The 18961-nt window shown below is 74.2% G+C and carries 16 protein-coding genes; 5 read left to right on the top strand and 11 right to left on the bottom strand.

Annotated elements, in window-relative coordinates; all coding sequences use genetic code 11:
• Positions 1-13 precede the first annotated feature (13 nt).
• The 3 genes from efeB to efeU all read right to left on the bottom strand — a co-directional run bounded on the left by efeB (position 14) and on the right by efeU (position 3466).
• Positions 14-1357, bottom strand: a complete 1344-nt coding sequence (efeB, locus tag DFJ68_RS16910; RefSeq protein ID WP_121034737.1) for an iron uptake transporter deferrochelatase/peroxidase subunit — start codon at positions 1355-1357, stop codon at positions 14-16.
• Positions 1354-2508 carry an iron uptake system protein EfeO gene (efeO, locus tag DFJ68_RS16905; RefSeq protein WP_121034736.1) on the bottom strand — a complete coding sequence of 385 codons (1155 nt, stop codon included), beginning with the start codon at positions 2506-2508 and terminating at the stop codon, positions 1354-1356. Before efeO ends, efeB begins: the two co-directional genes overlap by 4 nt.
• 109 nt (positions 2509-2617) lie before the next feature.
• Positions 2618-3466 (bottom strand): iron uptake transporter permease EfeU, encoded by an 849-nt coding sequence (efeU, locus tag DFJ68_RS16900; RefSeq protein WP_121034735.1) that lies wholly within the window; start codon positions 3464-3466, stop codon positions 2618-2620.
• A gap of 221 nt (positions 3467-3687) precedes the next feature.
• On the opposite strand from efeU, the gene DFJ68_RS16895 reads away from it, so the two are divergent.
• Positions 3688-4887, top strand: a complete 1200-nt coding sequence (locus DFJ68_RS16895; RefSeq protein ID WP_121034734.1) for a flavin-containing monooxygenase — start codon at positions 3688-3690, stop codon at positions 4885-4887.
• A gap of 59 nt (positions 4888-4946) precedes the next feature.
• Here the strand turns inward: DFJ68_RS16895 and DFJ68_RS16890 are convergent, their stop codons facing one another.
• From DFJ68_RS16890 to DFJ68_RS16870, 4 genes are all read right to left on the bottom strand, one after another.
• Positions 4947-7340 (bottom strand): CHAT domain-containing protein, encoded by a 2394-nt coding sequence (locus DFJ68_RS16890; RefSeq protein WP_121034733.1) that lies wholly within the window; start codon positions 7338-7340, stop codon positions 4947-4949.
• 441 nt (positions 7341-7781) lie between these two features.
• Positions 7782-8273 (bottom strand): hypothetical protein, encoded by a 492-nt coding sequence (locus tag DFJ68_RS16880; RefSeq protein ID WP_121034732.1) that lies wholly within the window; start codon positions 8271-8273, stop codon positions 7782-7784.
• A 1-nt stretch (position 8274) separates the two neighbouring features.
• On the bottom strand, positions 8275-8856 hold the full coding sequence (locus tag DFJ68_RS16875; protein ID WP_121034731.1) for an RNA polymerase sigma factor: 582 nt from the start codon (positions 8854-8856) through the stop codon (positions 8275-8277).
• Positions 8853-10592: a S8/S53 family peptidase gene (locus tag DFJ68_RS16870; RefSeq protein WP_147431640.1), complete on the bottom strand. Its 1740-nt coding sequence runs from the start codon at positions 10590-10592 to the stop codon at positions 8853-8855. Before DFJ68_RS16870 ends, DFJ68_RS16875 begins: the two co-directional genes overlap by 4 nt.
• A 464-nt stretch (positions 10593-11056) precedes the next feature.
• Here DFJ68_RS16870 and DFJ68_RS16865 point away from each other — a divergent pair, with 464 nt between their 5' ends.
• A complete protein-coding gene (locus DFJ68_RS16865; RefSeq protein WP_121034729.1) occupies positions 11057-11989 on the top strand; it encodes a TolB family protein in 933 nt (310 codons plus the stop codon).
• 198 nt (positions 11990-12187) lie between these two features.
• Here DFJ68_RS16865 and pheA read toward each other — a convergent pair whose 3' ends face one another.
• Positions 12188-13135, bottom strand: a complete 948-nt coding sequence (gene pheA, locus DFJ68_RS16860) for a prephenate dehydratase (RefSeq protein WP_276330711.1) — start codon at positions 13133-13135, stop codon at positions 12188-12190.
• Between the two features lie 93 nt (positions 13136-13228).
• Here pheA and DFJ68_RS16855 point away from each other — a divergent pair, with 93 nt between their 5' ends.
• Both DFJ68_RS16855 and DFJ68_RS16850 read left to right on the top strand, forming a co-directional pair.
• Complete coding sequence (locus DFJ68_RS16855) at positions 13229-13879, top strand: DUF998 domain-containing protein (protein WP_121034728.1); 651 nt, start codon at positions 13229-13231, stop codon at positions 13877-13879.
• Positions 13880-13888: 9 nt separating this feature from the next.
• Positions 13889-14947, top strand: coding sequence for an aldo/keto reductase (locus DFJ68_RS16850; RefSeq protein WP_211333410.1), 1059 nt, complete (start codon positions 13889-13891; stop codon positions 14945-14947).
• A 76-nt stretch (positions 14948-15023) separates the two neighbouring features.
• Here the strand turns inward: DFJ68_RS16850 and DFJ68_RS16845 are convergent, their stop codons facing one another.
• The 3 genes from DFJ68_RS16845 to DFJ68_RS16835 form a co-directional block, all read right to left on the bottom strand.
• On the bottom strand, positions 15024-15758 hold the full coding sequence (locus DFJ68_RS16845; protein ID WP_121034726.1) for a glycosyltransferase: 735 nt from the start codon (positions 15756-15758) through the stop codon (positions 15024-15026).
• Positions 15759-15792: 34 nt separating this feature from the next.
• A complete protein-coding gene (locus DFJ68_RS16840) occupies positions 15793-16686 on the bottom strand; it encodes a DUF5926 family protein (protein WP_121034725.1) in 894 nt (297 codons plus the stop codon).
• A gap of 134 nt (positions 16687-16820) precedes the next feature.
• Positions 16821-17276 carry an ATP-binding protein gene (locus DFJ68_RS16835; RefSeq protein WP_245963716.1) on the bottom strand — a complete coding sequence of 152 codons (456 nt, stop codon included), beginning with the start codon at positions 17274-17276 and terminating at the stop codon, positions 16821-16823.
• A 423-nt stretch (positions 17277-17699) separates the two neighbouring features.
• On the opposite strand from DFJ68_RS16835, the gene DFJ68_RS19000 reads away from it, so the two are divergent.
• A complete protein-coding gene (locus DFJ68_RS19000) occupies positions 17700-18872 on the top strand; it encodes a PadR family transcriptional regulator (RefSeq protein WP_211333409.1) in 1173 nt (390 codons plus the stop codon).
• The last annotated feature ends 89 nt before the right edge of the window (positions 18873-18961 follow it).

The raw sequence follows: 18961 nt of genomic DNA, 5'->3' as shown, positions 1-18961 counted from the left end.
CCGACGTCGACGGTCAGGCGAAGAGCTGCTGGCCCCAGAACTGGCCGGGCTGCGTCCCGGGAGGGCAGGCGAAGACGGCCGAGCCGTTGTGCTCGATGTACTCGTTCAGCCCGTCCTTCTCGGCGAGCGCCTGCTGCATCGGCACGAACTGCCGACGAGGGTCTCGCATGAAGGCGACGAAGAACAGACCCGCGTCGAGGTGACCGACCCCGTCGGTGCCGTCGGTGAAGTTGTAGCCGCGGCGCAGCAGGCGCACGCCCTTGAGGTTGCTCTCGTGGGCGAGGCGCACGTGCGCGTTCATCGGGATCGCGGGCTGACCGTCGGGCGCCTTGCGGGCGAAGTCGAGGGCGTCGAACTCCTTCGCGCCGCCGAGCGGCGCGCCCTCCTTCTTGTCGCGCCCGATGACGTCCTCCTGCTCCTGCAGGCTCGTGCGGTCCCACACCTCGATGTGCATGCGGATGCGCCGCGCGACGAGGTAGCTGCCGCCCGTCATCCAGCCGGCCGACGCATCGTCGTCGGACGCCACCCACACGTGCTGCGCCAGCGCCTCGGTGTCCTCGGCCTTGACGTTGGCGGTGCCGTCCTTGAAGCCGAACATGTTGCGGGGCGTGGCCTGGGAGGTCGAGGTCGACGACGTGCGCCCGAAGCCGAGCTGGCTCCACCGCGCTGAGACGGTGCCGAAGCCGAGCCGCACGAGGTTGCGCACCGCGTGCACGGCGACCTGCGGGTCGTTGGCGCAGGCCTGGATGCACAGGTCGCCCCCCGAGCGCGCCGCCTCGAGCTGGTCGCCGGGGAACGCGGGCAGGTCGGCCAGCGCGGCGGGGCGCCGGTCGGCGAGGCCGAAGCGGCCGTCGAAGAGCGAGGGACCGAAGCCGATCGTGACGGTCAGGCCGGACGCCGGCAGCCCGTACGCCTCGCCGGTGTCCTCGGGCGCCGCGAACGGTCCGCCACCGACGAGCCCGCCGGGGGCGGCCTCCGCCCCGGCCGTCATGCGCTCGGCGGCCCGGGTCCACGTCTTGAGCAGGGCGACGAGCTCGGCGCGGTCCTTCGTCACGACGTCGAGGGCGACGAAGTGCAGCCGGTCCTGCGCCGGGGTGACGATGCCGGCCTGGTGTTCGCCGTTGAAGTCGATGGCGGCGTCGAGCGCGGCCGCGCCCGACGGCGCAGCGAGCGCACCGGCATCCGATGTCGTCGAACCGGAGGCACGCTCGGCGGCCCAGAGGCCCCCGGCCCCCGCCACGACGCCGGCGACCGCCGCCGTGCCCGACACCCCGAGCAGCCGTCGACGGCTGACGCCGGGGACCTCGGCAGGCGCCTCCGACGACGGCTCCGGCGGCTGCGGCGGCGTCGCGGTCACTTGGTCTCCACCACCGCCGGCACCTTCGAGACCTCCTCCGACAGCGCGTCGAGCGACACGGTCAGGGCCTTGAGGTCGGCGTCGGTGAGCGTCGTGTAGGAGACGAAGCGGCCGTCGACGCGGTGCGACTCGAGCAGCTGGTTCAGCTCGGCGAAGCGCGAGTCGAGGGCCTTCTGCAGCGCCGCGTCGCGCTCGGTGACGACGGGGCGCAGGGTCTCGAGGGCCGACTGCGAGCCCTGCAGGTTGCCGCGGAAGTCCCAGAGGTCGGTGTGCGAGTAGCGCTCCTCCTCGCCGGTGATCTTGCCGGTCGCCACCTCGTCGAGCAGCGCCTTGGCGCCGTTCGCGATGGTCAGCGCCGTCGGCGTGACGCCCTTGCTCTTGGTGACGATCTGCTTGACGTCGGCGAGCAGCGTGTCGGCCACCTGCCCGGAGTCCTTCTGCAGGCCGGAGACCCAGAGGTCCTTCTCGAGGCGGTGGTAGCCGCTGAAGGTGGGGTTGTCGCCCTCGCGGCCGTCGATGCGCGGGTCGAGGTCACCGAAGCTCTCGGCGACGGGCTCGATGGTCTCCCAGGGCAGCCGGGCCGTGGGATAGAGCTGCTTGGCCTTCGCCACGTCGCCCGCCTTGACGGCGGCGACGAACTCCTGCGTGCCGGCGAGCAGCTTGTCGCTCTCGGTGGCAACGAAGGCGCGGTAGTCGCTGATGGCCTTGGCCACCTTCTGGTCGGCGCTGCCGGCGACCGCGGTGCCGGTGACGGTGAAGTCGCCACGGATGCCGTCGCCGACCATCCCGGGCTTGCACGCGGTCTGGAACGTGCCCGGCTCGGTGATCTCGACCTTGAGCTGGCGCTTGAGGCCGGGCGTGATGTTCTCGACCTCGGAGACGATGCGGTCGCCGGCGGCGTAGACGTAGAACTCGTTGACCTTCGTGCCCGCGTTGGTGATGTCGAAGGTGACGGTGCCGGCCTTGGCCGTCGTCGCGCTGAGGGCGCACGTCGTGTCGTCCGCCTGCACGGTGATCGGCCCGCCGGCGCCACCCGACGCGTTCGCCGAGGCGTCGGCCTTGTCGGTGCAGGCCGAGAGCCCGAGGGCGGCGAGGGCGACGAGCGCCAGTGGGGCGGCGGCACGCCGGGTCGGACGGGCGGGGCGGGACATGGTGCTCCTGGTCGGTGGTGAGGATGCCGGTCGGTCGGCGTCAGGGGGACGGGAGGCGCGCGCCGTGGCGCGGCGCCGTCCCGCGGCGAGGTCGGGTGAGGAGGGCGGGTCAGGCGTGGACGGACGCGCGGGGGGCCGCGGCCGGCGCGACCGGGGCGGGCACCGGGCGCAGGAAGAGGGTGAGCACGACGCCCACGTAGAGCACCCAGGCGATGGCCTGCAGCCACGTCGTGGCCGGGCTGAAGTTGAAGATGCCCTTGAGCAGGGTGCCGTACCAGCTGTCCGGCGGGACGGCGGCGCTGACGTCGAAGGCGAGCGCGCCGAGGCCGGGGAGGAACTGCGCCTCCTGCAGGTCGTGGATGCCGTAGGCGAGGATGCCGCCGGCCACGATGACGAGCAGGACCCCCGTGTAGCGGAAGAACTTCGTGAGGTTGATGCGGACGGCCCCGCGGTAGATGAGCCAGCCGAGCACGACGGCGCCGCCGAGGCCGACCACCCAGCCGAGCAGGGGCTGGTTGTTGCCCTGGCCGGCGGCCTCGGTCGTGGCGTAGAAGAAGATCGCCGTCTCGAGGCCCTCACGGCCGACGCCGAGGAAGGCGACGAGCGCGACGGCGAGCGGCCCCATCTCGAGGGCCCGGTCGAGCTTGCCCTTGAGCTCGCCCGAGATCGTGCGGGCGGCGCTGCGCATCCAGAAGACCATGAAGGTGACGAAGACGACGGCGACGATCGAGGCGGACCCTCCGATGAGCTCCTGCGCCTCGAACGTCAGCTGCTTGGTGCCGAAGGTGAGCACCGCGCCGAGCACGACGGCGAGGGCCACCGCCGCGCCGACGCCCGTCCAGACGTGGCGCAGGGCCCAGCGGCGGTCGGTCTTGACGAGGAAGGCCACGAGGATGACGACGACGAGGGCCGCCTCCAGTCCCTCACGCAGACCGATGAGCGCGTTGCTCACGAGCATGGGTGTCTCCACTTCTGCCACTTCGACGGCCCGTCTCGGGCCCCGGCAGCCGGGCCGGGTGCGGCTCGCTGCAGCGGTCGGGTGGCGCGCCCTGGAGCGCGTCGGATCGCCGATGTCAGGAAAGCACAGGCAAGGCTTGCCTAACAACTCTGGGAGGCCCGTGTGAGACGCAGCCCACACGGACCGACCGGGGTGTGGAGACCCGTCGCTAGGTTGGCCCGGTGAGCCGCCGACGCCCCTCCTGCGCCCCTCCCGTGGCGGTCGACGCCCTCGTCGTCGGGGCCGGCCCGGCCGGGCTCGCGGTCGCCGCGGCCCTGCGGGCCCGCGGCCTGCACGCCGTCGTGCTCGACCGTGAGCCCGCCGTGGGCAGCGCCTGGCGCCGCCACTACTACCGGCTGCACCTGCACACCCCGCGCGAGCTGTCCGCGCTCCCGGGGCTGCCCATCCCGCGCGAGATGGGCCGCTGGGTGGCCCGCGACGACGTCGTGCGCTACCTCGAGCTCTACGCCGAACACCACCGCCTCGACGTGCGGCTGGGCACCGGCGTCCGTCGCCTCGACCGGGGCGAGGCCGGCGGCTGGTCTCTGACGCTGGACGACGGATCCGTCGCCACCGCGCCCTACGCCGTGGTCGCCACCGGCTTCAACCACACTCCCCGCGAGCCCACGCTGCCCGGTCGTGACACCTTCACGGGCCGCGTCCTCCACGCGGGCGAGTACCGCAGCGGGGCCGCCTTCGCGGGTCAGGACGTGCTCGTCGTCGGCACGGGCAACACCGGCACCGAGATCGCCGTCGACCTCGCCGAGCAGGGTGCGCGGCGGGTCCGCCTCGCGGTCCGCACCGCCCCGCACGTGCTGCGACGCTCGGCCGGACCGTACGCCGCGCAGTACACCGGCATCGCGGTGCGTCACCTGCCCCGCGCGGTCGTCGACCGGGCCGCCCACGTCGTCGGTCGGCTGACCACCCCCGACCTGTCCGCGCACGGGCTGCCCCGCCCGACGACCGGGCTGCTCACCCGCGTGCAGGACGACAACGCCATCCCCGTCCAGGACGTCGGCATCGTCGACGCCGTGCGCCACGGCGCCGTCGAGCCCGTGTCCGCGCTCACCGCGTACGACGGTCGCGCGGTCGTGCTCGCCGACGGCACCCGACTCGAACCGGATGCCGTCGTGCTCGCCACCGGCTACACGCGGGGCCTCGAGCCGCTCGTCGGCCACCTCGGCGTGCTCGACGCCAGGGGCCACCCGATCGCGTCGGGCGGCCGAACCCCGCCCGCTGCTCCGGGTCTCTGGTTCCTCGGGTACACCAACCCCATCTCTGGGATGCTGCGTGAGATCCGGCTCGACGCCCGTCGCATTTCCCTCGCCATGGCGCTGGCCAAGGACGACCGCGTGCGCGAACTGACCGGCATCCCCCTCTAGGCGGGCGCGGTCGGCGACGTCACGAGCCGTGTCGGATGCCGGGTGGCGCGGCGGGTGCCTCAGGGCACGAAGCGCCCGCCGAGGTTGAGGAAGGCCGCGGCCACGGGGTCGGTGGCGGCCACGGCGGCGGCCAGCGCCTCGTCGCTCGCGGAGCCACGGGCGAGGGCCTCGTGGTGGGCGGTCATCGTCGCGGCGGCGACGTCGTCGGGAATGGGCGCGGTCGACGCGACGACCGAGTGCGCGCCGAGCGAGAACACCGAGGCGGCGAGGCCGAGCTGCTCGTCACCGGGGCGGAAGGTGGCCGAGCCGACGTCGCACGCCGACAGCACGACGTGCTCGGCGGTGACCCCGACAGGCTGCAGCTCGTGGGCGAACACCGGTCCGTCGTGCAGCTCGAGGTTGGAGAACAGGGGCGACTGGACCGCGTGGGTGCCGTGGGCGGCGGCGTGCACGACCCGGCCGTGCGCGAGGGCCTGCACGAGCCCCCGGCCGGTCGACGGGTCGGCCACCTCGACCTCGGCGCCGGCGGCACGCCACGTCGCCGCGACGGCCCGGGCCTCGTCACCCGCGCGGGTCAGGCCGGGGCCGACGGCGACGTGCACCGTCGGCGGGCCGTCGGGGCGCTGCTCGCGCACCACGGCGCGACGGGCGAAGGAGGTGAGCGACCGTGCGACGGTGAGCGGGCGGGCGACGAGCGAGGGGCACAGCGCCCACGGCAGCGCCGACACCTCGGGGCTCGTCACGAGCACGAGACCCGCCCGCTGCGCCCGCCACGGACGCACGAGCGCGTCGTCGAGCCGGGCGACGTCGGTCTCGAGCGAGCGCCACACGACGCCGGCGAGGGGTCCGAGGTGCTGCGTCGCCGCCGCGCGGAGGTCGAGCCGGATGCGGCGGGCGACCTCCCGGGCCTCGGCGAGCGGCATGAGGTCGCGCAGGGCCGCCCGGCCGCCGACGACCCCGACGCCGCAGAGGCGGCCGCGATGGGCGAAGAGCCAGACGAGGTCACGGTCGGCCCGGTCGAGCAGGGAGCGCGCCTCGCGGACCCGGACGGGTACCGCTGCGGCAGCGCCGTCGCGCGAGCCGAGGGCCCAGTCGCGCGCGCGGATCTGCTGCTCGAGGCGGGTGGCGCGCCGGTGCAGCTCGAGCAGAGCGGGGTCGGCTCCGGGGTCGGCTCCGGGGCTCTCGGGGCCGGCGGGGCCGGGCTGGCCGGCCGCGGCGCGCTGCTGGGCCCGCACCGAGCGCAGCGTCTCGGTGAGCTCGGCCAGCCGCTCGTCGTCGGGTCGGGCCAGGGAGGGCAGCCGGTCGGTGGCGCTGCGCCAGCGCTCGAGGGTCTCGAGCACCGCGGCGCTGCCCCGGGGGACGGCGAGGTCGAGGTCTAGGGCGGCGAGCCGGACCCCGTGGACGGCGCGGGCCGTGCGCAGGTCGAGGCTGGCGCTGCCCTGCTGACCGGCCGCGAGCCGCTTGACGGCGCCGGCCAGGACGCGCCGGGCGGCCCGGGGCTCCCCCTCGGTGACGTGCAGCTCAGCCGTGGCGGCGGCGAGGCGCAGCTCGTCGGCCAGCGACCCGGGGGCGGACCGGCGCGGCCCGACTAGCCGGTCGCGCGCGGCGTCGACGTCCCCGGCGAGCAGCAGCGCCTCGCCAGCGACGACCCGCGCCTGGTCGGCGAGCTCGGGGTCGCCCAGGCCGACGGCGCGGCGGGCGAGGTCGTCGGCCGTCGCGGCGGCGGCCGCGGTGAGGGCCGCCCGCCCCGTCGCGGTCAGCGCCCCGGCCTGCGCGTCAGTGGCGTCGACGACCCCGGCATCGACCAGCGCCCGGCGGTGGCGGTCGAGGTCGACCTTGAGCGCCGTGAGGGTGGCCCGGGCCTCCCACGCCGTGGCCCCGAGCCGGGCGTAGGCGGCGGCCGACGACTCGGCCGCGACGGTCGCCGCGTCGGCCCGGCCGAGCAGGTGGTGGGCACGGGCGAGCTCGAGGTCGAACTCCGCCTCGAGCAGGTCGTTGCCCGCTCCCGCCACCTCGGCGACCCCGGACCGCAGGGCCTCGACCGCCTCGGTGAGCAGGCCCGCCTCGAGCAGAACGCGCGCCCGGTCGAGCTGCTCCATGCCGCGCGAGGTGTCGGGGTCGGCGAGGTCCTGCGCGCGGTCCATGAGCGCGAGGGCGCGCGGCAGCTCGCCGAGCAGGTACGTCGCGTAGCCGCTGTTGTGCCGGGCCATGTGCTCCTGGGCGGTGAGGCCGTGCTCGGCCGCGATGCCCGCCGCCTGCTCGAACGACTCGAGGGCGGTCGTGGCCCGGCCCAGCTCGAAGGCGAGCATGCCGCGGCTGAGGTGCACCGAGCACTGCTCCCGCGGGGAGAACGCGCTGAGCCGGCGCAGCGCCGCCTCGAGGCCGTCGAGGGCGGCGGCGAGCTGGCCGGAGCGGCCGAGGATGTTGGCGCGCTGGTACTCGAGCCGGGCCATGAGGTCGGCGTCGGCCGCCTCCTCGACGACGCGGCGGGCCTGCTCGAGCCGGGCGGTCGCCGGCGCGAGCCCCCCGACGAGGAACTCGGTGAGCGAGAGCGTGATGAGGGTGTTGGCCCGCAGGGTGAGCCGGGCCCGGATGCCGTCGTCACCGTCACCGTGGACAGCACCGTCGCCGTGGGCGTCCGCCGACCCGTCGTGGTCGGGCGAGTCGTGGTCGGGCGAGTCGCGACCGTCCCGCGCGTCGAGGGCGTCCAGCTGCTGCAGCGCCTCCCCGAGGGCGAGCGCCGCCTCCGCCGGCCGGCCGGCGGCGTTGTCGGCCGCCCCCTGGTCGCGCAGCTCGCGGGCTCGCTGCAGCAGGTCGATGGTGGCCTCGTCTCGGGTGGGCCCGCCGTCACCGACCGGCGGCCCACCCGTCCTCGCCAGCCGGTGCTGGGGGTGTCAGACGGTGACGGTGGGGGTGATGACCGGCCGGGCGTCGGGGTCGTCGGGGCGGGTGCGGATGACGAAGTGCACGGGCCCGTGGGGCAGATCATCCAGCACGAACCGCCCGTTCGCATCCGCGTTCTCGACCCGTGAGCCCTCGGCCGTCACGGCCTCGATCGACGAGCCGGGCACCGTCACCCAGCCGTCGACGGTGACCCGGTCGCGGTCGGGGTCGCTCGTGGCGGTGACCATGAGGCTGACGGAGGCCGCGGTGAACGTCACCGACTCCGTCGGCGTCGGCTCGTGGCGGGGCGTCGCGTGCCGGGTCGAGAGCAGCGCCGAGTCGACGAGCTCGGCCACCTCGGCCTGCAGGGCCGCCACGGTGATCTCGAACTTCACCCGCTCGGCGAGGTCCGGCGGGACCGGGTCGGCCCGGTCGTAGAGGCCGCGCACCGCGGCGAGCGTGGCGAGGTCACGGGCGTCGACGGCATCCGTGTGCGAGGTCATGTCAGACCGCCCATCCTGGGTCGGAGCCGAGGGCGACCCTCAGCTTCTGGAGGCAGCGGCCACGGGTCGGGCCGATGCTGCCCACCGGCATCCCCAGCGCGTCCGCGATGGACGCGTAGTCGGGCCGGTCGGCGAAGGCGATGACGCGGATGAGCTCCTGGCACCGCGGGGTCAACGTCTCGATGTGGTGCCACAGCACCCGCTGGCGCTCGTCGAGGATGGCGTGCGCCTCCGGGTCGATCTGCTGCGTCGGGGCCTCGGGCACCTCGTCGACGTCGACCTCCCGACGGGCGCCGCGGCCCACGCGCCACACCTCGCGCTTGACGACGACGACGAGCCACCCGAGCACCGCCGCGGGTTCGTGGATGCCGTCCGCCCGGTCGACGAGCTGGAGGAAGGCGTTCTGCACGGCGTCCTCGCAGACCGCGTGGCTGCCGCCCTGCGCGCGGGCGGCGTTCCACAGGACCGGGGTGACGAGGTCGACGAGCTCGGAGAGTCGTTCCCGCTCACCGTCGCGGTAGGCGGTGAAGGCCGCCGCCGCACGGACACCGAGGCCGTCGGGTGCGGTCGGGGTCGGGGTCATGGCTTCTTCCCCCGGTGGGTGCAGACATCAAGGGCCTTGACGGCGCGGCGACGCATGGCGTCGGGTGCGACATCGTCGAGTCCACCGGCATCCACGAGGGCGGCGGCCAGCTCGGCCGAGAAGACCGGGGTGGCGAAGGACGTCCCGCTCCACACGCCGAAGCCGCCGGTGTAGTCGTCCGGGTCCACCGTGCAGCGCACGGTGTCGCCGCTCTGCACCTTGGCCGACGGCTGGCCCATCCCGTTGGTCAGCGGCAGGGTGCTGACGAGTGAGACCCCCAGACGCACCGCCGTCACGACGGCGAGGTCGTTGGAGAAGAGGGCGACGGTCGTGCCGTCGGGGTTGCAGGCGCCGACACTCGCGACCGGTGGCGGCTGGTCGTCGGGCACGGCCGGCCACGTCATCGTCGGAGCGAGGGACGCGGGCACGAACGGGTCGGTCGTGCCCTCGTTGCCGACACCCGCCACGACCGCGACGCCGGCAGCGGCGAAGCGGTCGAGCATGGCGTGGACGGGGCCGGAGAGGTAGGTCGAGTCCTCGGCGTAGTAGCCCATGGACAGCGACAGGACGTCGACGACGTCCGACGGCTCTCCCCCGCCCTGCCCCCCCTCGTGACGGCGCAGCAGCGCTTCGAGCACGTCGAGCAGGTAGCCCTCGTCGACGACGCCGTCGTCGCCCATGACGGGGATGGACACGATGGTGGCCTCGGGGCAGCCCTGCCGGACGAGCCCGGCGATGAAGGTGGCGTGCCCCGCGAGCAGGCCGGCGGGATCCGACGGTCTCGGGGCGCTCTCGTCACCGCCGGCGCCGTCACCGGCCCCGGGCTGCCCCGTGTCCGCGACGTGCAGCTCGCGGGTGTCGGGCTCGAGCCGCCCGTCCCGGTAGCGCAGACGGACCACCCCCTCGTCCTTGAACCACGGGTGCGGTGCCACGCCCGTGTCGGGGACGACGACGACCGGCGGGCGCGCGAGGGCGCGGGCGCGGAGTGCGGGGTCGGGCAGGGCGAGACTGACCGGCATCCGACCACCACGGCCGGCGACCGCGTACTCCTGCAGCGCGTCGGCACCCGTGCCGATTCCACCCCAGTAGCCGCCGATCCCGCCCCAGTACCCGCCGATGCCGCCCCAGTAGCCGCCGATCCCGCCCCAGTACCCGCCCGCCGGACGCAGCACGTGCTCGAGGCTGAGGCGCGCGGCGACCTGCGGGGCCCGCACGCGCAGGTCCTGCAGCACCGACCAAGCGTCGACCGGCTCGATCGCGTCGCGGGACCGCAGGGTGATGCTCCGTCCCCACCGCGGGGGGATGAACTCCTGATCGCTGGAGGGAGGGTCGACCGTCGGCTCGAAGTCGAGGCCGATCTCGTCCAGCGCCTCGGAGAGTGAGACATCGTCGCCGCGACGGCGTCCGGTCTCAGGGGTGTCAGGGGTGTCGGTGGAGTCCGGGGCGTCAGAGCTCTTCTTCACTCCGTCACCACGCCGCTCGAGCAGCCGGTCGGTGAGGTAGAGGGCGGGAAGAGCCGCGAGTCCGTTCGTGCGGCGCTTGTCCGACGCCGGGTCGAGCGCGCGGATCGGCGAGCGAGCCACGAGACGGCCGGTGGCGTCGCGCACGCCCCGGGCGTCGTCGGGGTCTGACGCGCGGGGGGTCCCACGGTCGTCGCCCGGCACCGGGCGTCGTCGTGTGGCGTCCTCGTCGGACGACGAGGGTTCGACGGGGGTGGTGTCGCCTGCATCTGCCATGGAACTGCCTCCTGGAGCGACGCGCGATGGGGTGGACGGGCGGACCCACGGCTCGCGGGTCTCTCACCGAGCAGAGCCGGTCGTGGGCCTCCTGATACGTACCGGTCGGAGCACCCGGTCCACAAGACCCGGGTCGTACCGAAAGGCCGGGGAAAAGAGTTGACGCGGGGACGTATCAGCGCCCGGGCGGCCCGCACCGACCGTCGCAGGGGAACCGAGCGGACACGGGGACGTCGGGGGACGACGGGCTCGGACGGATGGGGAACGACCGGTGCGGCGCAGGGGCCCGCACAGGTCGGGGTGGGGCGTCGGCCGGGTGGGCCGACGCCCCACCGTTCGTCCGCGTACCCCGCCTTTCGTGAGTCGCGAAACCCAGCCGCCTGTGCGCGTTACAAGTGTGATGCCCTCGCCAGTTGGAAGACATTCGGAGAGCACGCTTCAAAAGGAAACCGTACGCTCCGTGGATGACGCGAAGAGCGATTCGAGTATTACTTGCGCTGACGGCGGTCGCGACCGTGTCGGTGCCGGGCTTTGCGCGAGCGTCTGAGATGCACGAGCGGGCGTCCACCCTCAATAACGGTGCCCTTCTCATCTCGGCAGAAGACGGGGTTTACACCATCTATCCCGACGGCTCACGCAAGACTTTGGTGTCGACGTGGCTGCGAGGGGGTCAGTTCTCCCCAGATGGCAAGCTCATCGCGTGGTCAGGAACTGTGGACGGGAACACCGACGTCTACATCACTGATGATCGCGGCGGCAGTTTGCGCCGCGTGACCAAAGCCGCAACGTACGAGGCCACCCCAACGTGGTCCCCCGACGGCAAGAAACTGGCCTTCGAGTCCTGCCGCCCACCCGGCACGTGCGACGTCTACACCCTCAACTCAACCGTCCCGTACGGCAAAGCTAAGCGCATCACAGACTCACGCGTCATCCCCAACGGATGCGACTCGTTCCGCTACCACAACCCCAAGTGGAGCCCCCGAGGCAACGAGATCGTCGTCGGAGGCTACTGCGGTATCGACAACTGGTACGGCGACTTCATCGCCATCGGAATCACCCCCCAGGGCGTCCCCACCCGCGAATACGGACTGGCCTACTCCTGGGACTGGAACGGCAACGGCACCGCCCTCGCCACCGACAACGCCTCCGACAACGACCAAAGCGGTTTCTCAAACATCCGCTGGTGCCTCACCTCACAGACCAGGTGCACGGAGGTCACGCCCGATCAGACAGACGACACCGAGCTGAGCGCCGAAGGGCCTGTGGTCTCACCCACCACGAACCTCATCGCCTACCGCAAAGGTTTCGACTCCAACATCTGGTTCAACAAACCAGACGGCACCCGGGCTCGACTATTCATGAACAGCGCCGTCGCCTTGGACTGGCGCCGCTGGTAGCGCCACGTTCTCGTACCGGCCGCGCGAAGTCAGGACGCTCCTCCGGGCAGTCGGCCAATTGCGCCGGTGGGCAGGGGCGCCTCGGGGACCAGCGCCGGGGTGAGCCGAGTTGAGAACCCGGTCACGATTAAATTTTCAACTGGTGTGGGGAATTCCGTGCACGAGTTAATGGGCCCCTAAGCGCTGAGAGGGCGTCGGTCAGGTGGTGAGGCCGTCGAGCCACGCGCGGGCCGCGGCGAAGTCGGCGTCCCCGGTGCCCTGGTGGGGCTGCGCCCGGATGCCGTCGGCGCGCGGGTACGAGCCGAGGAAGCGCACGTCGGCGCACACGCGGCGCAGACCCATGAGCGACTCGCCGACCCGGGCGTCGGCGACGTGGCCCTCGACGTCGATCGAGAAGCAGTAGCTGCCCATCGCGGCGCCGGTCGGGCGGGACTCGAGGCGGGTGAGGTTGACCCCGCGGACGGCGAACTGCTCGAGCAGCTCGAGCAGTCCGCCGGAGTGGTCGGTGCGCTGGAAGAGCACGACGGTCGTCTTGTCGGCGCCCGTCGGCGTGGGCAGGATGCCGGGTCGCGCCACGAGCACGAAGCGTGTCACCGCGCCGTGGTTGTCGCCGATGTCCTCGGCGAGCACCGTGAGGCCCTCCTGGGCGGCGGCGACCGGTGCGCACACGCCGGCGTCGAAGGGGGTGTCCGGCCCGGCGGCGAGCGCCACGGCCGACGCGGCCGTCGACAGCGTTGGGACGTAGACGGCATCCGGGAGGTTCTCCCCCATCCACCCGCGCACCTGCGCCCACGCGTGCGAGTGGGTGCCGACGGCGCGGATCTCGCTGAGCGACAGCCCTTCTCGGGCGCACAGCACGAAGGTGATGGGCACGAGGACCTCACCGATGACGACGAGGGGGTCGCCGGTCGCGAGTGCGTCGAGGGTCGCCGACACACCGCCCTCGACGCTGTTCTCGATCGGCACCATGGCCGCGTCGAGGTCACCGGACCGCAGGGCCGACAGGGCGGCGTCGACGCTGCCATAGGGCACGTGCTCCCGGCCGGCGGCGCCCTCCCAGGCCTCGAGCGCCATCTGCGTGAAGGTGCCGCGCGGGCCGAGGTAGCCGATGCGGTGCAGCTCGTCGGGCGAGCGGGGTGGGGTCACGAGGGGTCCTTGGGCGGGTCGACGCGGGTGCGGCGGGGCAAGGCTAGCCGGGATGCCGGTGCGCTCCCGGGTGGGCGAGCCTAGGGTCGTCCCATGGCGACGCGCGAGGGGATCGGCCGGGCGTGCTGGTCGGTGCAGCCGCTCTACGTCGTCGCCGAGCTGGTGGTGGCGGCCGCTGCCGTCGGCGCCTCCGCCTACAGCCTGCTGGGCGACACGGTGAGCGACCTCGGGGCATCGGCGTGCACGACGTCCCTCTGCTCCCCGTGGCACCCGGCGATGAACGTCGTCTTCATCGTCTTCAGCCTCGTCCGCGTCGTCGGCGCCGTGGCGCTGCGGCCGTCGTGGCGCGACGTCGCGACGTGGGCCTGGGTGCTGTCGGGGCTGTCGGCCGCCGCGGTCGGTCTCGCGCCGGTCGACCGGATGCCGACGGCGCACGTCCTCGTGGCCACCCCCGTCTTCGTGCTCCAGCCACTGGCCTTGATGCTCACCGCCCGTCGGCTGGCCCCCACCCACCCCCGGGTCGGCCGAGCCGGCATGGTCCTGGCCGTCGTCACGGCTCTCGCGGCCGTGGCCTTCCTTCTCGCGGCGAGTGGTGCGCCGGACCCCGGCACCTCCCTGTCCGGCGCGCTCGAGCGGCTGGCCCTGTGGCCGGTCTACCTCTGGCTGGGGCTCGCCGCCCGGTCGGTGACGGTCGGGCCGCACGTGTGCTCCCGAGCGGGACGGGCCGGGCGGGCCGGTTCGTAGGATGCTCATGTGACCCGACGGCCCCCGCCCGCGCCGACCACCGTGTCCGTCACGGCCGCCTCGTCCGGCACGTCCCCGGGTGTCGACCGGCTCGGCCTCGGTCTCGCCGCCCTCGGCCGACCCGTCTACATCACCGCGGGGCGCGACGCCGACCTCGGCAGCCACCGCTCCATCGACGACCTCGCCGCGCGCACTGCCGAGGTGCTCGACGCGGCGTACGACGCCGGCATCCGGTACGTCGACTGCGCGCGCTCGTACGGCCTGTCGGAGCGCTTCCTCGCGTCGTGGCTGCGCGACCGACCCGAGGTCGACGACGTGACGGTCGCGTCGAAGTGGGGCTACCGCTACGTCGGCGGGTGGCGCGCCGACGCCGACGTGCACGAGGTCAAGGACCACTCCGCCGCTGCGCTCGACACCCAGCTCGCCGAGACCCGCGCCGAGCTGGGCGACCGCCTCGCCGTCTACCAGGTGCACTCGCTGACGCCCGAGAGCCCCGCGCTGACGGATGCCGGGGTGCACCGCCGGCTGGGCGCGTTGCGTGACGCCGAGGTGCGGGTCGGCTTCTCGACGTCCGGGCCGAGGCAGGCCGACGTCGTGCGGGAGGCGCTGGCGATCGAGGTCGACGGCGTGCGTCTCTTCGACGTCGTGCAGTCGACGTGGAACCTGCTGGAGCCGTCGGTCGGCCCCGCCCTGCAGGAGGCGGCCGACGCCGGGGTGCGGGTCGTCGTCAAGGAGGGCGTGGCCAACGGGCGGCTCGCCCCCGCCGACGCCGCACCCGATGACGAGGTCGATGACGAGTCCGCCCACACTGCAGACGAACCCGCACGGGCGGCGCAGTGGGTGGCCGACGACCTCGGGGTGCCGCTCGACCGGCTCGCGCTCGCGGCGGTGCTGGCACAACCGTGGGCCGGCACGGTGCTCTCGGGCGCGGTGACCCCCGACCAGCTGCGCAGCAACGTCGGCGCCGCCGGGCTCGTGCTGCCGGCGGGAGCGGTGGACGGTCTGCTCGCCGGGGCCGAGCCGGCGGAGCGCTACTGGCAGCGGCGCGCGGCGCGCGCCTGGGCCTGAGCCACCCGGCATCCGGTCACGGTCTCTGCCTGGGTCTCGGTCTCGGTCTCGGTCTCGACCACCCGGTGGTCGCGCGTCAGGTCGGGCCGAGGCGCCGACGGAGCCGCCGCACGCCGAGCGCGAGGGCGATGTCGCGGTACTGGGCCGCCCGGTGCACCTGGGCGCGCCAGTCGCCGCCGGTGACGCGGCGGCGCAGGTCGCACGGCACCTCACGCACGACGAGCCCGGCGTCGAGCACGTCGACCGTCATCCCGACCTCGACGCCCCAGCCCCGGGCGAACGGGGTCGCGGCCGTGACGGCCGCCGGCGACAGGCACCGCAGGCCCGAGAGCGGGTGCGCGACGACCACGCCGGTGAGCTCCTCGACGCCGCGGCGGGCCAGGCCGATGACGAGTCCGAGACCGCCGCCCTCGGTCTCCCGGCTCGGTGGTGCCGCGATGGTGAGGTCCGCCTCGCCCCTGGCCACCGGGTCGACGAGCACGCCGAGGTCACCGGCCGAGGTCTCGAGGTCGGCGTCGGCGAGGAGCACGACGGCATCCGGGCTGAGACGTCCGACCCGCTGCAGCCCGGCCACGCGACCCAGACCGCTCATGAGGGAGTCGGCCTTGCCGTAGCTGCGCTCGAGGCGCACCACCTCGGCGCCGGCCGACGACGCGAGCGAGGCCGTGCGGTCGCTCGAGCCGTCGTCGACGACGACCACGGCGGCGACGCCCTGCAGCCCTCTGAGGGCACGGACGGTGACCCCGATGCGGGCCGCCTCGTCCTTCGCGGGGACGACGACCGCGACGGGCGCGCGACGGACGGCATCCATCCGCTCACCGTCCGTCGCCGCCGTCATCGCGACCTCAGCGCAGGGTCACCTGGCGGTTGGTGAGACCGGCCTTGGCGCCGCGCTCGGCCGCCGTGAGCGGCTCCGACGACGCGGCCGCGGCCTCGATGCGAGTGCGCATCTCGCCGACGGCGTCCTCGAATGACGTGGGCTCGGCGTCGACGTCGACCTCCCAGACGGGGATGAGCAGGCCGCTCGAGCGGAAACAGCCGAGCAGGCGGCCGCCGTCGCCGAGGCGGCTGTCGCCGGCGGCGTGGAGGCGGGCGAGGGCGTTGGTCGAGGTGTCCTCGGCGTGGGGCAGCACCCAGCGGACGTAGGCCCGGTCGCCGATGCGGCACCAGTAGGCGGACGGCGCCGACGTCAGCTTGACGGTCGGGATGGCCGAGTCGTTGGCCCGCTCGAGCGACTCCTTGCCGTCGGCGTCGAGCTCGGAGTCGGCGACCCAGAAGTCGAAGCCCTCGTGTACCTCGATCTCGAGGGGTGCGTCGAGGTCGAGCAGGTCCTGCAGCCGCGGGGTGTCGGCCGTCGAGACCGGCAGCGACTCGACGGGCGAGCCGGGCTGCGCCTCGACGGCCAGCAGCAGCGCCGCGGCGATGTCGCGGCTCGTGTCACCGCTCGCGTTGCCCGACTGGATGCCGACGAGCACCTCACCGGTGTCGCGGTGCAGCCCCGGCCACGCGAGCGGCAGCACGGTGGCGACGGTGACCTCGTCGGGGGCACCCTCGGGGGCCCGGCCGTCCGCGAAGCGGACCCGCGCGGTGGCCGACGGCACGATCTCGCGCATCGCGACCCAGTCGGTCTCGCCCGGCAGCCCCTCGAAGGGCCGCGCCACGAACGGGGCCGGCGCCGCCCTGTCGCTGCCGGTCGTGCGTGCAGAACGGTCGCGTGAGCGCCTCGATGCCTTACCCATGGCCGCAACCCTAGTGGGCGGATGCCGGGTCGCCCGGCCCGCCGTCACGGCATCCTCGGCGCCCCTGTGCTCGGGACGTCGGACGCGCCACCCGGTGGGTCGACCGGGCGCTGCCGACAGGGTCGGGGGTCGGCTCAGTGCGAGCGGCGGCGCGAGGGCCCGCCGAGGGAGGCCCACACGGTCCGACCGTTGGTCTCGTCGACGACGCCCCACTCGTGGGCGAGGGAACGCACGATGCGCAGGCCGCGACCGCCGGGCGCCCACGTCGTCTGCGGCGCCGGGCGCGGCACGGTCGGGCCGCCACCGTCGGTCACCTCGACCTCGACGACGTTGTTCTTGACCTTCCAGTGCACCCGGATGCTGCCGTCGGCCAGGGCACGACCGTGGCGCACCGCGTTGGCCACGAGCTCGCTGACGACGATCTCCGCCTCCTCGACGACGTCCTCGGTGACACCCCGCGCGGCGAGGTCGTCGACGAGCTCGCGTCGGATGAGGGGGGCCGCGGACGGCGCCCACGGGATGCGGACGGTGCGCTTCTCCCCCGAGGGCGCCCCCGCCCTCGTGGCCCTGCTGTCGGTGTCGGTGCTCACGCTGATGCCTCCTTCAGGCATGCACTCCCCCGGTGCGGATTGCACGGTAACCCGGTGACGGGCGTTCGTCACGCCCCTCTCACGGGCGGCGCGGAAGCGGTACGGGTGGTCACGGCGGTCACGGCGGTCTCGGCGGGGCACCTCGGCCGGCGGTGGGTGGGCGCTCGGGGCTGTGGACAACGCCCGATGGAGACGCCTGATGTCGCCGCCCGCCGACTCGCGGCGGGGGCACGACGCCCGTCAGATGGCGTGCTGTGGTCGTGGTTCGGAGTGACGGGGACCGCGGATGGGAGCCCGTGCGGGTGCGTGTGGTGCGTACGGGTGCGTCCGAGAGGGCGCCGCGGCCTTGCCGGTGTCGAGTTAGCGATATATCGTCGATGTATCGCGATCGTTCGTGGATCGCGCGAACGGAAGGACGGCACCATGACCGACGACTTCGAACACGAGACCGCCGAGCGCGTCGCGCGCCGGCTCGGGCAGCCCCTCGAGACAGGCGCCCCGACTCCGCCCGCCCCGGCGACCCCGGAGGCGCCGCACATCCCGGAGACCGCAACGGCCCCTGAGACCCCGGAAGCGCCGGTGACGCCGCCGCGGCCGACGGGTGCGGAGGGTGACGGGCACGTGCACGACGAGGCCCGGCGCCCCGACGCCGACCAGGGGCACCACGACCACGGGCACCACGACTACGGGCACCACGACCACGAGCGTCACGACCACGGGCGTCACGACCACGACGAGCCCGCCGACGAGGGCGCGTGGGGCGGGCGTCACCGCCCGGACGGCGGCGGAGGCGGCCGCGGGCCGCGCGGTGGACGGGGCCGCGGACCGCGCGGCGGCTTCGGACCCGGCGGGTTCGGGCCCGGAGGCTTCGGCCCGGGCGGCTTCGACCCGAGCTCGCTGCCCGGCTTCGGCGCGGGCCTGCAGGGCCTCGGGTTCGGGCCCGGTGGTCCCCGAGGTCCCGGCGGCCCGGGCGACCCCGGCCGGCACGGCGGCATGCCGCCGTGGATGCACCTCATGCGCCAGCTCGGCCAGCAGTTCGGCGGGCCCGCCTTCGAGCGCGAGTTCGGCAAGCACTTCGGCGGGCCGGGCGGCGAGCGTGGCCGTCGCGGACCCCGCGCCCGTCGCGGAGACGTTCGGGCCGCCATCCTCGACGTCCTCGCGGGCGACGAGATGAACGGCTACCAGCTCATCCAGCAGATCGCCGAACGCACCGACGGGCAGTGGAAGCCGAGCCCCGGCTCGGTCTACCCGACCGTGCAGCAGCTCGAGGACGAGGGCCTCGTCCAGGGCCGCGAGGTCGACGGCCGACGCCTGCTGCGGCTCACCGACGCGGGCCGGCACTACGTCGAGGAGCACGGCGAGGAGATGGCGGCCACGTGGCGGCCCTTCGAGCGGCCCGACGAGAGTGGGCCGGGCGGCGCCGACCAGGGCCAGGACGACGCGAGCCGCCTCATGCCCATCACCGGACAGGTGCTGAGCGCGATGTGGCAGATCTCGACGACGGGCACCGCGCAGCAGCGGGCCGAAGCCGCCGAGATCCTCACCGAGACGCGTCGACGCCTCTACGGCCTGCTCGCCGACGGCGACCCGAGCTGAGCCGTCCGGTCCACGACGACCGGCTGACGGGATGGCGCGCCCCGGGTCACCCGACCGGCGACCCGGGGCGCGCCGTCGTGCCGCGCTCA

The sequence above is a fragment of the Terracoccus luteus genome (assembly GCF_003635045.1).
Classification (GTDB): Bacteria; Actinomycetota; Actinomycetes; order Actinomycetales; family Dermatophilaceae; genus Terracoccus; species Terracoccus luteus.
Note: the sequence above shows the minus strand (reverse complement) of the source record. Positions and strands in the feature narration are given on the sequence as shown.